We start from the raw sequence: 13,284 nt of genomic DNA on the forward strand, positions 1-13,284 counted from the left end.
CCGGCGGCGTCAGTTCGGGGCGACCAGCGCGCGGCGGGTCCGGTCGTAGCGCCACATGGCGCCGGGGCAGACGCGGGTGCCGCCGACGCTGCGCTCCACCGCGTTGGCGCTGGCATGGTCGAAGCCGCCCTTGAGCGCCGCCGCGCCGGCGGGGGTGAGCCTGATCTCGGCGGCGGCATAGGCCCGATAGGAGCCGGCCGCCGCGCTGTCGTCGCCGGGGGCAAAGCGCATGGACCCCGCATCGCTGGAGCGGAAGGGCAGGCCGGCGATGAGCGGCTCGTGGGCGAAGGCGAGCCCGTCGAGCCGCAGGAAGAACGGCAAGTCGGCGAGGAACTGCGCCTCGTCCATGGAATGCACCGCCGCATAGACGTGCGCCACCTTGGCCGGCCCGTCCGCGAGCCGCCGAAGGATGCGTTCCTCGGTGAGCGACAGCCCGCTCCTGGGCGCCGGCAGCTCGGCGATGAGCCGGGCGAGGGCCGGCAGCAGGTGGGGCAGGGGCCCGCGGCCACGCATCTCGTGTGCGCGAGCGAGGAAGTCGGCGAGCGGACGAGGCGTGGGCGCGGTGAATGCCTCCCACGCTTCGCGGGCGATTTCCAGCTGCACATGGGTGACCGGCGCGCGGTGGGCTTCCAGGGCACGCATCTCGTCGGGCGCCATGACGCCCAGATAGTGCGAGGCCTGCACCAGGAAGAGGCCCATGCGCTCCTCCTCGTGGGCGAAATAGTCGAGCAGCTGGATCAGCTGGAGCTGGTCGTAAAGGTCGTGCTCGAACCACAGCTCCACCTGCGCGTAGGCGGAGTGCACCTCGATCTGCGCGTCGCGGTGGGCGAAATCCGCCCTCACCTCGTCGAACGGCAGGCCGAGGGCGTCCGAGAGGAAGTCGGCGCGCACGTCCGACACCTCCTCAAGGATGGTACCGGGCGGCACCGGCCCGTCGTGCAGCATGTCCTGCCAGGGAAGGAGGTGACCGAAGATGCCGGCCGCGCGCAGCCGTTCCACCGCCGAATCGCCGTTGGTGACAATGAGCTTCGCCATGAGCGTGCCCTCGCTTGCTTGCCCTTGCGCCGCCCCTGGCGCCGATGGTCCCACCTTCACCCGCGACCGCGATAGGGCGCAACCCCGGTGTCGGGCAGCCATGTGCCCTCGGGCAGCCTGCCGGTCTGCCAGAACACGTCGATTGGGATGCCGCCGCGCGGGTACCAGTAGCCGGCCATCCGCAGGAAGCGCGGTTCCAGGAGCGATACCAGGCGCTTGGCGATGGCGATGGTGCAATCCTCGTGGAACGCGCCATGGTTGCGGAAGCCGGCGAGATACAGCTTCAGCGACTTGGATTCCACCAAGAAGCGATCCGGCACGTAGTCGATCACCAGATGGGCGAAGTCCGGCTGGCCGGTCACCGGGCACAGGGAGGTGAATTCCGGGCAGGTGAAGCGCGCCACATAGTCCGCGTCCGGATGCGGGTTGGGCACCCGGTCGAGCACCGCCTCCTCGGGGGACGTGGGCCAGGCGGTCTTTTCGCCGAGCTGGAGCGGGCGATCGGTCATGCGCAATCCTTCGGGCCGGGAGCGGCGGGCATAGCGGCGGAGGGGGCAATGTTCAACCGCCGTCCGGCCGTTTTGCGGCAACGGCGCGCACAGGGGCCTTCGCATGGGGCTGGGATCGCGCTAGAAGCGGCGCGCCGGGGGGGCGAGCGCCTTCCGGTTCCCGGGAGCGGGCCGGGGCAGGGGCAATGCGTGTCCTTCTCAGCCCCCCGCCACGGGCGACGAAGCACGCAAGGAGCCTTCATGACCGCCATCGTGGACATCATCGGACGCGAGATCCTGGACAGCCGCGGCAATCCCACCGTCGAGGTGGACGTGGTGCTGGAAGACGGCTCCCTCGGCCGGGCCGCCGTGCCTTCGGGCGCGTCCACGGGCGCCCACGAGGCCGTGGAGCTGCGCGACGGCGACAAGGGCCGCTACCTGGGCAAGGGCGTGTCCAAGGCGGTGGACGCGGTCAACGGCGAGATCTTCGAGGCCATCGGCGGCTTCGAGGCCGAGGAGCAGGCGCACATCGACGCCAGCCTCCTCGCCCTCGACGGCACGCCGAACAAGGCCCGCCTCGGCGCCAATGCCATCCTCGGCGTGTCGCTGGCGGTCGCCAAGGCGGCGGCGCAGGCCAAGGGCCTGCCCCTCTACCGCTATGTGGGCGGCGTCAATGCCCGCGTGCTGCCGGTGCCGATGATGAACATCGTCAACGGCGGCGCCCACGCGGACAATCCCATCGACTTCCAGGAATTCATGATCCTGCCCGCCGGCGCCTCCTCCTTCGCCGAAGGGCTGCGCTGGGGCGCGGAGATCTTCCACACCCTGAAGAGCGGGCTGAAGAGCGCCGGCCACAACACCAATGTGGGCGACGAGGGCGGTTTCGCCCCCAACCTCGCCTCCGCCGAGGCGGCCCTGGACTTCGTCATGGGCGCCATCGACAAGGCCGGCTTCAAGCCGGGCCACGACGTGTTCATCGGCCTCGACTGCGCCTCGACCGAGTTCTTCAAGAACGGCGTCTATCAGTATGAGGGCGAGGGCACCTCGCGCGATATCGAGTCGCAGGTGGCGTATCTGGCCGAGCTGGTGGCCCGCTATCCCATCGTCACCATCGAGGACGGCATGGCCGAGGACGACTGGGTCGGCTGGAAGCTGCTCACCGACACCATCGGTGGCAAGTGCCAGCTGGTGGGCGACGACCTGTTCGTCACCAATGTGGAGCGCCTCTCCCGCGGCATCCGCGAGGGCGTGGGCAACGCCATCCTGGTGAAGGTGAACCAGATCGGCTCCCTCACCGAGACGCTGGACGCGGTGGAAATGGCCCACAAGGCGGGCTATCGCGCCGTCATGTCCCACCGCTCGGGCGAGACGGAGGATTCCACCATCGCCGACCTCGCGGTGGCCACCAATTGCGGGCAGATCAAGACCGGCTCGCTCGCCCGTTCCGACCGCACCTCCAAGTACAACCAGCTGCTGCGCATCGAGCAGGAGCTGGGCGGGGCGGCCCGCTACGCCGGCAAGGCCGCGCTCAAGGCGCTGGCCTGAGGCTCGACGCCCCGCCCGCCATCGGGTGAGGAGGCACGGCGTGGACAGGTGCTGCCGCTGCTGTGCCCGTGGTCGGCTTTCGCGCCCGTCCTCTTTTTCCCGACCGTCATCCCCCGGCTCGTCCGGGGGATCCACCCGGGCCCGAAACCGGTGCGGCCGGCAGGGCAGGGTTCCGGTGCAGACGCCCCCGGGCGTCAGCGCCGGTCGGGAGGGGGCGGACGTATCGCAGGCGTGGATGCCCCGGACACGCCGGGGCACGATGGCGGCTTGAACATCCCCACTGCCTTCGCCCCGTCTCCCCCTCCGGGCGGAAACGCCCGCGCACCGCGCGAGATGGCGGACATCGGGCGGGTATCGTCACGCCTCCCGGCTCACCGCCACCGGGTCGCTGGCCGGGAAGCTCTCCTCCAGCGCCTCGTCGAGGCGGTCGCTGAGCTCGCGCTTTTCCGCCGCCACATCCGCCGCGTGCTTCAGGGCCACGATCTGGGTCAGCAGCGTGTCGCGCCGCTGCGCCAGCTCGGCGATGGAGCGGCCGGCGGCCTCCGCCTTCACGCCGTCCACCAGGGCGCGCTGGAGCGCCTCGGTCATCTCCGGCGTGCCGAGGTCGGCCCACCAGGTCTCGATGGCCGGCAGCAGGTGATGCAGGAAATGGCCGAGCCCACCCTCGCCGCCGCCGAGGTGGAAGGTCATGTGCGAGCCCATCAGCGCCCAGCGCAGGCCCGGCCCCTCGGAGACGGCCGCATCCACGTCCGCCACCGAGACCACGCCCTCGGCCACCAGGTGGATGGCCTCGCGCCACAGGGCCGCCTGGAGGCGGTTGGCCACGTGGCCCTTCACTTCCTTGTGGATCTCGATGGGGTGCTTGCCCATGGCCCGGTAGAAGGCCATGGCGGTGTCGATGGCGGCGCGGCTTCCCTTCTCGCCGCCCACCACCTCCACCAGGGGGATGAGGTGGGGCGGGTTGAACGGATGGCCGATGATGCAGCGCTCGGGGTGCCGGCAGCCTTCCGAGATCCGGCTCGCCAGCAGGCCCGAGGACGAGGAGGCGATCACCACCTCGGGTGGCAGCACCGCATCCATGGCGGGAAACAGCTTCTGCTTGATCTCGTAGCGCTCCGGCGCGTTTTCCTGCACGAAGTCGGCGCCCGTCACCGCTGCCACCGGGTCCGGCTCGAAGCGCCAGCGCGTCGGGTCGATCTCGCCTTCGACGCCGAGCTCGGCGAGGATCGGCCAGGCGGCGGAGATGAGGCGCTGGGTGGCCTCCGCCGCGCCCGGGGCGGGATCGCTCACCACCACGTCGAGGCCGCGGGAGAGGAACAGGGCCGCCCAGCTCGCGCCGATGGTGCCGGCGCCGATGACGGCGACGCGGCGGATTTCCGGACTGGCGGCTTGCGACATGGGAGGCTCCTTGTTGTGGCCCGAGGGTGGTCCGCAGCGGTTCTATCAGGACCCGCGCCGGGCCGGCATACATGCAAAGGTATGGCTGGGTTTCCCCCCGCGGGCCCCGGCCGGGGGCACTTCAGCGCGGCACTTCGGCAAGGAGGTCGCGTACGCCGAGCCAGATGATCTGGACGCCGATGGCAAACAGGATGAAGGCGAACAGGCGCACCAGCACGTTGGTGCCGTTCTTGCCGAGCACCCGCTCGATGGCGGGGGCGTTGCGGAAGGCGAAATAGACGGTGAGCGCCACCGCGAGCAGGCCGGCGACGGCACCCGCGAGGCTCGCCGCCGACATGATGGCGTCGGTCCGCCATGTCGGCTTGTGGCTGGCGGCGAGGGCGATGGTGGTGGCGATGGAGCCGGGTCCCACCGTGAGCGGCAGGGTGAGCGGATAGAACGCCTCGCCCTGGGCGCGCACGTCGTCGAGCTCCTCGCCTTCGGCGCGGTTGGCCGGCTCGTCGCCCCGGTGCAGCAGGTTCCAGCCCACGGCGGTCACCACCACCCCGCCGGCCACCCGCAGCACCGGCAGGGTGATGCCGAAAAAGAGCAGCACCTGCGCCCCCACGATCAGCGACCCGAGCAGCAGCAGGAAGCCGTAGAGGGCGACGCTGCGCGCCAGCTGCTCGCGCACGTCGGGCGAGCATTTGCGCACGAAATTGAGGAAGATCGGGGCGCCGCCGAGCGGATTGACGATGGGAAAGAGGGCCGCGAACACCGTGATGAAGATGTTGAACGCGTTGCTCACATAGCTCATGCGGTGCCCCCGGCGCGCGACAGGCGGTCCATCCGGACGCCGCCTTGTCCCGCGGGCCGGGCTATTTGTCCACCCGCTCCCAGCCCTGGGGCGACAGGCGCTCCTGCGGCAGGAACCGCCGCTTGTAGTCCATCTTGCGCGAGCCCTGCACCCAGTAGCCCAGATAGACGTAGGGCAGCCCCATCTGGCGGGCCCGCGCCACGTGGTCGAGGATGAGGAAGGTGCCGAGCGAGCGCGCCGTGGCCGCCGGATTGTAGAAGGAATAGACCATCGACAGCCCGTCCGAGAGGACGTCGGTGAGGGCCACCGCCATCAGGTCGCCGGCGGCGCGGGGGATGATCCGGGTGTCCGGGCCGCGCTTGCGGTATTCCACCAGCCGGGTGTGGACGTGGGTGTCCTCCACCATCATGGCGTAGTCGAGCACGCTCATGTCGGCCATGCCGCCGCTGCCGTGGCGGGCGCTCACATAGGAGCGGAACAGGGAATACTGCTCCGAGGTGGGGGTGGCCGGCTTCAGCAGGCCGATGAGGTCGGCATTGTCCGCCGAGACACGGCGGTTGCCGCGGCTTTCCTTGAAATCCTCCACGCAGATGCGCACAGAGACGCAGGCCTTGCAGCCTTCGCAGGCGGGCCGGTAGGCGATGGACTGGCTGCGCCGGAAGCCGCCCTGGGTGAGCACGTCGTTCAGCACGGCCGCGCGGTCGCCGACGAGGTGGGTGAACACCTTCCGCTCCTCCCGCCCCGGCAGATAGGGGCAGGGGGAGGGGGCCGTCAGATAGAATTGCGGTGTATCGCGCGGATGCTCGGTCACGTCGCTCGGGCCTCAGACACGGACAGCATCGCCGCAGGTCGCGGGCTCGTCAAAGGCGAAGGTGGGACGCATGTGAAAATTCAGGCGCGGCGGCGCAGGGCGGCGGCCCGCTGATCGTTGTTCACCACCACCGTGCCGAGCAGGAAATCGTGCAGCAGCCGGCGCCGGTCGTTGAACAGGGGCACCAGCAGCACCAGCGGCGTGAGGGCCGAGATGGACACCCAGAAGCCCACCGCGTGCACCGCGCCGAGCAGCGAGTAGCAGGGCGCGCCATACCAGGTGCGCATCTCCAGCTCCATGAGTCGCATGCCGAGGGTGGCCGAGGCGGGAGAGCCGAGGGTGATGGCGTTGTAGGCGACGGCCCAGACCACGAACGCCGGGCTGAGCAGCCAGAACAGCATCCAGCCGAGGCCCAGCGTGACGAGGCCGAACACGAAGATGAACACGGCGAGGAGGACGATGGGGCCGATGACCATCATCGCATCCACGCAGAAGGCCACCAGCCGGCGGGAAAGCACGCCCTCGAAATATTCCGGCTGGGTCACCGGGTCGTAGGCGTGGGGGCGCGGCGCGTCGGACACGCCGATGCGGGGCGGCTCGCGGGGCGTGTCGCTGGTGTGGCTCATGGACAAGGCTCCTTCCGACACCTTCAGGTGGTGGAGAAAGACGGCGGCTTCAAGATGCGCGTGCGCCGGAGAGCCGATGCGCCGCCGCGCCTCACCAGTCCGCGCCGCCGGCGCCGAGGCGCTGGACCGGCAGGCCCTCGCCCTCCAGCGCCGTGCGGATCATCTCCGCATGGGCATGGTCGCGCGTTTCCACGGTCAGGTCGAGCCGCGTGCCCTTGGCCGGCACGTCGAGGAAGGTGCGGCGGTGGTGCACCTCCAGGATGTTGGCGCCGAGCTTGCCGAGCAGCGTGGCGATGCGTCCCAGCATGCCCGGCCGGTCGAGGATGGTGAGGCGGAAGGAGACGATGCGCTCGTCCCGCTCCAGCTCGCGCAGCAGGATGCCGGCCAGCATGCGCGGATCGATGTTGCCCCCGGAGACCACGAGGCCCACCGTCTTGCCGCGAAACCGTTCGGGCTCGGTGAGCAGGGCCGCAAGGCCCGCCGCGCCGGCGCCCTCCGCCAGGGTCTTCTGGTGCATGAGCAAGGCGTTCACCGCCCGCTCCAGCTCCGGCTCGTCCACCAGCACCACGTTGGCCACCAGCCGCCGCACGATTTGCGAGGTGATGACGCCCACGTCGCGCACGGCGATGCCCTCGGCCAGCGTCGGCCCGCCGCAGGCGCGCGCCTGCCCGGTCATGGCCGACCACATGGCGGGATAGAGCTGCGTCTCCACCCCCACCACCTCGGTCTGCGGCGACAGCCCGGCGAAGGCCACCGCCATGCCGGAGATGAGCCCGCCGCCGCCGATGGGCACCAGCACGGCGTCGAAGGCGGGGCCGTCCTCGATCATCTCCAGGGCGACCGAGCCCTGGCCGGCGATCACGTCCACGTCGTCATAGGGGTGCACGAAGATGCGGCCCTGGGCGCGCGAGATGCGCTCGGCCTCCTCGAAGGCGTCGGCGACGGTCTCGCCGTAGAGCACCACCTGCGCGCCGAAGGCCCGCGTGGCCGCCACCTTCACCTCGGGGGTGGTCTCCGGCATGACGATGACGGTGGAGATGCCGAGCCGCGTGCCGTGGTGGGCCACCGCCTGGGCGTGGTTGCCCGCCGACATGGCGACGACGCCGCGCCGGGCCTCGTCCGGGGTGAGGCGGGCGAGCTTCACCAGGGCGCCGCGCTCCTTGAAGGAGGCGGTGGCCTGGAGGTTCTCGTACTTCACGTAGACGTTCGCGCCGGTGAGGGCGGACAGGCGCGGGGCGGCGAGGGTGGGCGTGCGCAGCACGGCGGCGGACACGATGGCGCGCGCCGCCTCCACCGCCGCCAGGGTGACGGGCAGGTCGCCTTCGACGGCGGCGGGGAGGGTCATTGCGTGGGGTTCCTGGTGCGGCCTCAGCCCTGCTCGGCGAGCCGCTGGGCGATGCGGGGGGCGAAATAGGTGAGGATGCCGTCGGCGCCCGCCCGCTTGAAGGCGAGCAGGCTCTCCGGGACGATCCGGTCGCCGTCCACCCAGCCGTTGCGGATGGCCCCCTCGATCATCGCGTACTCGCCGGACACCTGATAGGCGAAGGTGGGCAGGCCGAACGCCTCCTTCAGCCGGTAGACGATGTCGAGATAGGGCAGGCCCGGCTTGACCATGAGCATGTCGGCGCCCTCCTCCACGTCGAGGGCGGCCTCGCGGATGGCCTCCAGCCCGTTGCCGGGGTCCATCTGGTAGGTGCGCTTGTCGCCGGACAGGGTCTTGGCGGTGCCGATGGCGTCGCGGAACGGGCCGTAGAAGGCGGAGGCGTACTTCGCCGCGTAGGACATGATCTGCACGTCGGTGAAGCCGGCGGCGTCGAGCCCGGCGCGGATGGCGCCGACGCGGCCGTCCATCATGTCGGAAGGGGCGATCACGTCGGCGCCGGCCTCGGCCTGCACCAGGGCCTGGCGGACCAGGATGTCCACGGTCTCGTCGTTGAGGATGCGGCCGTCCTGCAGCAGCCCGTCATGGCCGTGGCTGGTGAACGGGTCGAGGGCCACGTCGGTGATGAGGCCGATCCCGGGGATCTCCGCCTTGATGGCGCGCAGGGTCTGGCAGACGAGGTTGTTGTCGTTCAGCGCCTCGCTGCCGGTGGGATCGCGGCGGGCGGGGTCCACGTAGGGGAAGATGGCGAGGGCGGGAATCTTCAGCTTCGCCGCCATCTCGGCCGCGCGCACCGCCTCGTCCACGGTGAAGCGCTCGACGCCCGGCATGGAGGGAATGGGGCTGCGCGTCGCCTGCCCGTTCATCACGAAGATCGGCCAGATCAGGTCGTCGACGGTGAGGGTGGCCTCGCGCACCAGGCGTCGGGCCCAGTCGGTCTTCCGGTTGCGCCGCGGCCGGTGCACGAGGTCGAGGCCCCGGGCGTGGGCGGGTTCGCTGTCGGAGACGGGGCGGATGCGGGGCGTCGTGGCGGGCATGGGTCGCTCTTTTTTCTGTCCGGGCTCCAGCTGCGGCGGGGCGCGGCGGCCGGCGGGTTCCTTATAGCCCCTGCGTGCCCGGATCGCGAGAGACAGGAGGGCGCGGCAGCGTTGACGCTGGCTCGGGGCACGTCTAACCCTGCCTTGGCCCGTCCGCTCAGCGGCGGTGCCGCGGCGAAGGGAGGCACGCATTGTCCACGGAACCTGAGGTCCTGCTGGAGGAAAAGGGCGAAGCCGGCGTCATCACCCTCAACCGCCCGAAGGCGCTCAACGCCCTCAACCTGGCCATGGTGCGCGAGATCCTGCCGCGCCTCAGGTCCTGGGCGAAGGATCCGGCGGTCACCCGCGTGATCATCAAGGCGGCGGGGGAGAAGGCCTTCTGCGCCGGCGGCGACGTGCGCTCCATCAGCGAGCTCGGCCGCAGCGGCCGTGTCGGGGAAGCGCTCGCCTTCTTCCGCGAGGAATATGTCCTCAACGACTATATCGGCTCCTTTCCCAAGCCCTACGTGGCGCTCATCGACGGCATCTGCATGGGCGGCGGCTTCGGCCTGTCGGCCCACGGGGCGCACCGGGTGGCCGGCGACAAATACCTGTTCGCCATGCCGGAAGTGAATATCGGCCTGTTCCCGGACGTGGGCGGTACCCATGTGCTGCCGCGCCTGCCGGGCGCGTTCGGGGTGCTGCTCGCCCTCACCGGAACCCGCATCCGCGCCGCCGAGGCCTATGCCTGCGGCCTCGCCACGGACGTGGTGCCCTCCGCCGCCTTTCCGGCCCTGGAAGAGGACCTGTGCGCCGGCGGCGAGGTGGAGCGCATCATTTCCGACCATCGCATCGACCCTGGCCCCAGCGCCTTCGCCGACCGTGCCGAATTCATCGCCGATGCGTTCGGCCGCAGCGAGCTCGCGGACATCCTGTTCACCCTCGCCGCGGCGGCCGCCGCGGTGGACGGCCCCATCGCCGAGTTCGCCGCGGCGATGCTGGCCGAGATCCGCACCAAGTCGCCCACCAGCCTCGCCATCGCCATGGAGCAGATGCGGCGCGGCCCGGCCCTCGACCTCAGCGAGTGCCTCAAGCTCGAATATCGCGCGGTCAACCGCGTTGCGGCGGGGCACGACTTCTACGAAGGTGTGCGCGCGGTGCTGGTGGACCGGGACAATGCCCCCAAATGGCAGCCCTCCCGCATCGAGGACGTCGACCCCGCCGTGATCGCCGCCCATTTCGATCCCATCCCCGACGAACTTGAGCTTCTGGCACCCGGCGCATGAGCCATTACGATCCCATCGATGCCAGCGCCCGCGCCCAATGGGAGAACATGACGCCCTGGCGGCGGCGGCTGTTCCTGTTCCTGCGCGGCGTCGCCGCCTTCCTGCTCATCGAGGGCATCATCCACTGGGCGGTCATCCTCGGCATCGGCGACGGGCCGGACAGCCGCTTCGAGGCCATGCCCATGGCGGCGCAGGCGGCGGTGATCTGGGCCGCCATCATCGATCCCATCGCCGGCGTCGGCCTGTGGCTGCGGGCCGGCTGGGCGGTGGTGCTGTGGCTTCTGGCGACGCTCACCCAGGTGGCGTTCGGCGCGTGGGCGCCGGCGGGCATGACGCGTCTGATGCTGTTCACCCTGGTGGAGCTGGCGCTGGTGGTCATCTATGCCGTGCTCTCGATCCGCGCGGCGCGCGAGAGCGACCAGGACTGAGGGAACACCCAATGAGCGGGAACGTATCGAGCGCGACCTTGTGGAACGCGATGGACGAATATTTCGTCGAGCGCCTGCTGCCCGCCGATCCCGTGCTGGAGACGGTGCTGGCCGAGAGCGCGAAGGCCGGGCTGCCCGCCATCAGCGTGTCGGCGGCGCAGGGGCAGATGCTGCACCTGTTCGCCCGCATGGTCGGCGCGCGCCGGATCCTGGAAATCGGCACCCTCGGCGGCTACAGCACCGTGTTCCTCGCCCGCGCTTTGCCGGCGGACGGAAAGGTGGTGACCCTGGAGGCGGATGCACACCATGGCGAGGTGGCGCGCGCCAACTTCGCCCGGGCCGGGATCAGCGGGAAGGTGGACCTGCGCATCGGCCGCGCCATCGACACCCTGCCGCTGCTGGAGGCCGAAGGGCCGTTCGACTTCATCTTCATCGATGCCGACAAGCCCAGCAATCCGGACTATCTCACCTGGGCGCTGCGGCTTTCGCGATCCGGCACGGTGATCGTGTGCGACAACGTGGTGCGCGAGGGCCGGGTGATGGACGCGCAGAGCGCCGATGCCGCCGTCGTCGGCGTGCGGCGCATGCTGGACCTTGCCGGCGCCGACCCGCGCCTCGTCGCCACCGCCGTGCAGACGGTGGGCGCCAAGGGCTATGACGGGTTCGCGCTGCTGCTGGTGGAGTGAGCCGGCCAGCGCCGGCCGGCGCTCAGGACCAACTGCCGAGATAGGCGAGAACGGCCACCACCAGGATGATGGCGACGACAATCCAGTGCCGTGCGGCAAGCTTGTGCAGGATCATGGTGGGACTCAGCCGTCGTTGGAAGCGTTGAGGTCCTCGGGCCTGAGGCCCTCGTCCTTCGGCTGGACCTGCACCCCGGTGGAGCCGCCGTTGAGAAAGGTCACGCCCCCGGCTTCCAGCGTGCGGCAGAGGCGCGAGCGGGTGGAGGCGAGGGCTTCCAGGGTCACCTCGTCCTTCTCCACCACCTTGACGGTCTCGGCGGTCACGCCCGCCCGGTCGGCGAGGTCGGCGCGCGTCCAGCCGAGCAGAACCCGCGCGGCCTTGATCTGGCGTCCAGTAACGGCGGAATGCGACAAGAGAGTCCTCCCGTGAACCGAGCCGGGAGAATGGCACGCCGCCTCGGGCGCCACAATGGACGGGCGGCGGCCATCCCCGCCTGAACGGAGCGGCGCAGCCGCAGGCCCTCAGAACGTCTCCACCCAGGGCCTCAGCTCCATCTCGGAGGTCCAGGCGGAGCGGTGCTGGCGGTGGATGGCGAGGTAGGATTCGGCGATGGCGGCGGGATCGAGCCACTTGTCGGCGGGCCCCGCCTCGCCCTGTGTCGCCCACGAGGAGGCGATGCCGCCGTCGATGATGAAATGCGCCACGTGGATGCCGCGCGGGCCGAGCTCGCGGGCAAGCCCCTGGGCCAGCGCTCGCAGCGCGAATTTCGCCATGGCGAAGGGCACCGAATGGGGCATGGATTTCACGCTCGCCGTGGCCCCGGTGAAGAAGATGGAGCCGGAGCCGCGCCCCAGCATGCGCCGGGCCGCCGCCTGGGCGGTGAGGAAGCCGCCGAAGGCGCCCACCGCATAGGCGTCCATCACGTCGCTGGGGTCCAGCACCTCGATCGGGCCGCGATAACGCATGGCGGCGTTGAACACCACCAGGTCCGGCGGGCCGAAGGCCTTGTCCACCTCGGCGAACAGCGCCTCCACCGCCTGCGGGTTCTGCGCGTCGGCGGCGATGGCGCGGGCGCCGGTCTCGGCGACGAGGGGGGCGAGCTTCTCCACGTCCCGCGCCACGAGGGCGATGCGGAAGCCCTCCTTGGCGAGACGGCGGGCGAGGGCGGCGCTGAGGCCCTTTCCGGCCCCGACGATCACGGCGGTCTCTTGTGGCATGGCATGACTCTCCGGCCGGGGCGCGGGAGCGCCCGCCTGTGGCGTTCAAACATCCAGGCGCGCGGCTTCTGGGCGCGCGCTCGCCGCGTCGCGGCCTGGCGTGCGGATGGGGTGGGCGTCTCTGGTCAGGGGTCGACGAAGAGCGGGGAGACGCCTTCGGTATCAATATAGACGACCCCGTCCTCGATCTTCACCGGATACTCGGCGAGCGGGCTTTCCTGCGGCTCGACGGGCGCGCCGGAATTGAGGTCCCAGGTCCAGAAATGGAGCGGGCAGGTGAGCACGGTGCCGTCGAAGCTCGCCTCGTTGAGGGCCGTGGCGGAATGGGGGCACACCCCCTGGAACGCCCGGATTTCGCCATTGTCGGGCCAGGCGAGGACGATGAGGTGGGTGTCGGCGATGACGAGCCGCATGCCACCCTCGGCAATGGTTTCGGATTTGCAGACGCGGGTGAACATCTTCGTGAAAATCTCTCTTCGCAGAAATCAGATCGGGGCATGAAAACGCGCCCATGATCACCCCATGCGGGCGGCGAGAAAAGAGGGGACCGGCGAATTGATGCGCGCGCCGGTG

15 protein-coding genes are annotated in these 13,284 nt (G+C 70.4%); 4 read left to right on the forward strand and 11 right to left on the reverse strand.

Annotation, left to right across the window (positions count from 1 at the left end):
- Nucleotides 1-9 precede the first annotated feature (9 nt).
- Nucleotides 10-1,035, reverse strand: coding sequence for a hypothetical protein (locus EZH22_RS20180; RefSeq protein ID WP_203192247.1), 1,026 nt, complete (start codon nucleotides 1,033-1,035; stop codon nucleotides 10-12).
- A gap of 56 nt (nucleotides 1,036-1,091) precedes the next feature.
- Nucleotides 1,092-1,544, reverse strand: a complete 453-nt coding sequence (gene queF, locus EZH22_RS20185) for a preQ(1) synthase (RefSeq protein ID WP_203192248.1) — start codon at nucleotides 1,542-1,544, stop codon at nucleotides 1,092-1,094.
- Nucleotides 1,545-1,784: 240 nt separating this feature from the next.
- On the opposite strand from queF, the gene eno reads away from it, so the two are divergent.
- Nucleotides 1,785-3,068: a phosphopyruvate hydratase gene (gene eno, locus EZH22_RS20190; protein ID WP_203192249.1), complete on the forward strand. Its 1,284-nt coding sequence runs from the start codon at nucleotides 1,785-1,787 to the stop codon at nucleotides 3,066-3,068.
- A 357-nt stretch (nucleotides 3,069-3,425) separates the two neighbouring features.
- On the opposite strand, the gene EZH22_RS20195 is transcribed toward eno, so the two are convergent.
- From EZH22_RS20195 to hemB, 6 genes are all read right to left on the reverse strand, one after another.
- Entirely contained in the window at nucleotides 3,426-4,466 is a 1,041-nt protein-coding gene (locus EZH22_RS20195; RefSeq protein WP_203192250.1) for a 3-hydroxyacyl-CoA dehydrogenase NAD-binding domain-containing protein, read from the reverse strand.
- A gap of 121 nt (nucleotides 4,467-4,587) precedes the next feature.
- Nucleotides 4,588-5,262 carry a MarC family protein gene (locus tag EZH22_RS20200; RefSeq protein ID WP_203192251.1) on the reverse strand — a complete coding sequence of 225 codons (675 nt, stop codon included), beginning with the start codon at nucleotides 5,260-5,262 and terminating at the stop codon, nucleotides 4,588-4,590.
- 61 nt (nucleotides 5,263-5,323) lie between these two features.
- Nucleotides 5,324-6,073 carry an arginyltransferase gene (locus EZH22_RS20205; protein ID WP_203192252.1) on the reverse strand — a complete coding sequence of 250 codons (750 nt, stop codon included), beginning with the start codon at nucleotides 6,071-6,073 and terminating at the stop codon, nucleotides 5,324-5,326.
- Between the two features lie 80 nt (nucleotides 6,074-6,153).
- Nucleotides 6,154-6,699 (reverse strand): RDD family protein, encoded by a 546-nt coding sequence (locus EZH22_RS20210; RefSeq protein ID WP_203192253.1) that lies wholly within the window; start codon nucleotides 6,697-6,699, stop codon nucleotides 6,154-6,156.
- Nucleotides 6,700-6,790: 91 nt separating this feature from the next.
- Nucleotides 6,791-8,044: a threonine ammonia-lyase gene (locus EZH22_RS20215; protein ID WP_203192254.1), complete on the reverse strand. Its 1,254-nt coding sequence runs from the start codon at nucleotides 8,042-8,044 to the stop codon at nucleotides 6,791-6,793.
- A gap of 23 nt (nucleotides 8,045-8,067) precedes the next feature.
- A complete protein-coding gene (gene hemB / locus EZH22_RS20220) occupies nucleotides 8,068-9,117 on the reverse strand; it encodes a porphobilinogen synthase (protein ID WP_203192255.1) in 1,050 nt (349 codons plus the stop codon).
- Nucleotides 9,118-9,308: 191 nt separating this feature from the next.
- Between hemB and EZH22_RS20225 the strand changes: the two genes are divergently transcribed.
- The 3 genes from EZH22_RS20225 to EZH22_RS20235 are packed head-to-tail and all read left to right on the forward strand — an operon-like array spanning nucleotide 9,309 to nucleotide 11,496.
- A complete protein-coding gene (locus tag EZH22_RS20225) occupies nucleotides 9,309-10,382 on the forward strand; it encodes an enoyl-CoA hydratase/isomerase family protein (RefSeq protein ID WP_203192256.1) in 1,074 nt (357 codons plus the stop codon).
- Nucleotides 10,379-10,810: a DUF6163 family protein gene (locus tag EZH22_RS20230; protein ID WP_203192257.1), complete on the forward strand. Its 432-nt coding sequence runs from the start codon at nucleotides 10,379-10,381 to the stop codon at nucleotides 10,808-10,810. The genes EZH22_RS20225 and EZH22_RS20230 overlap by 4 nt, the downstream gene beginning before the upstream one ends.
- An 11-nt stretch (nucleotides 10,811-10,821) precedes the next feature.
- On the forward strand, nucleotides 10,822-11,496 hold the full coding sequence (locus EZH22_RS20235) for an O-methyltransferase (protein WP_203192258.1): 675 nt from the start codon (nucleotides 10,822-10,824) through the stop codon (nucleotides 11,494-11,496).
- Nucleotides 11,497-11,619: 123 nt separating this feature from the next.
- Here EZH22_RS20235 and EZH22_RS20240 read toward each other — a convergent pair whose 3' ends face one another.
- The 3 genes from EZH22_RS20240 to EZH22_RS20250 all read right to left on the reverse strand — a co-directional run bounded on the left by EZH22_RS20240 (nucleotide 11,620) and on the right by EZH22_RS20250 (nucleotide 13,169).
- Nucleotides 11,620-11,907, reverse strand: coding sequence for a helix-turn-helix domain-containing protein (locus EZH22_RS20240; protein ID WP_203192259.1), 288 nt, complete (start codon nucleotides 11,905-11,907; stop codon nucleotides 11,620-11,622).
- Between the two features lie 108 nt (nucleotides 11,908-12,015).
- Nucleotides 12,016-12,711 (reverse strand): SDR family NAD(P)-dependent oxidoreductase, encoded by a 696-nt coding sequence (locus EZH22_RS20245; protein WP_203192260.1) that lies wholly within the window; start codon nucleotides 12,709-12,711, stop codon nucleotides 12,016-12,018.
- Nucleotides 12,712-12,836: 125 nt separating this feature from the next.
- On the reverse strand, nucleotides 12,837-13,169 hold the full coding sequence (locus EZH22_RS20250; RefSeq protein ID WP_203192261.1) for a Rieske 2Fe-2S domain-containing protein: 333 nt from the start codon (nucleotides 13,167-13,169) through the stop codon (nucleotides 12,837-12,839).
- Nucleotides 13,170-13,284 lie beyond the last annotated feature (115 nt).

The sequence above is a fragment of the Xanthobacter dioxanivorans genome (genome assembly GCF_016807805.1).
Taxonomy (GTDB): Bacteria; Pseudomonadota; Alphaproteobacteria; order Rhizobiales; family Xanthobacteraceae; genus Xanthobacter; species Xanthobacter dioxanivorans.

Bases quoted from the DNA above. Each gene is read 5' to 3' on its own strand.
- EZH22_RS20235 (WP_203192258.1), top strand. From the start codon at position 10,822: ATGAGCGGGAACGTATCGAGCGCGACCTTGTGGAACGCGATGGACGAA.
- EZH22_RS20195 (WP_203192250.1), bottom strand. From the start codon at position 4,466: ATGTCGCAAGCCGCCAGTCCGGAAATCCGCCGCGTCGCCGTCATCGGC.
- EZH22_RS20215 (WP_203192254.1), bottom strand. From the start codon at position 8,044: ATGACCCTCCCCGCCGCCGTCGAAGGCGACCTGCCCGTCACCCTGGCG.
- EZH22_RS20180 (WP_203192247.1), bottom strand. From the start codon at position 1,035: ATGGCGAAGCTCATTGTCACCAACGGCGATTCGGCGGTGGAACGGCTG.
- EZH22_RS20210 (WP_203192253.1), bottom strand. From the start codon at position 6,699: ATGAGCCACACCAGCGACACGCCCCGCGAGCCGCCCCGCATCGGCGTG.
- queF (WP_203192248.1), bottom strand. From the start codon at position 1,544: ATGACCGATCGCCCGCTCCAGCTCGGCGAAAAGACCGCCTGGCCCACG.
- EZH22_RS20250 (WP_203192261.1), bottom strand. From the start codon at position 13,169: ATGTTCACCCGCGTCTGCAAATCCGAAACCATTGCCGAGGGTGGCATG.
- EZH22_RS20200 (WP_203192251.1), bottom strand. From the start codon at position 5,262: ATGAGCTATGTGAGCAACGCGTTCAACATCTTCATCACGGTGTTCGCG.
- EZH22_RS20245 (WP_203192260.1), bottom strand. From the start codon at position 12,711: ATGCCACAAGAGACCGCCGTGATCGTCGGGGCCGGAAAGGGCCTCAGC.
- eno (WP_203192249.1), top strand. From the start codon at position 1,785: ATGACCGCCATCGTGGACATCATCGGACGCGAGATCCTGGACAGCCGC.
- hemB (WP_203192255.1), bottom strand. From the start codon at position 9,117: ATGCCCGCCACGACGCCCCGCATCCGCCCCGTCTCCGACAGCGAACCC.
- EZH22_RS20230 (WP_203192257.1), top strand. From the start codon at position 10,379: ATGAGCCATTACGATCCCATCGATGCCAGCGCCCGCGCCCAATGGGAG.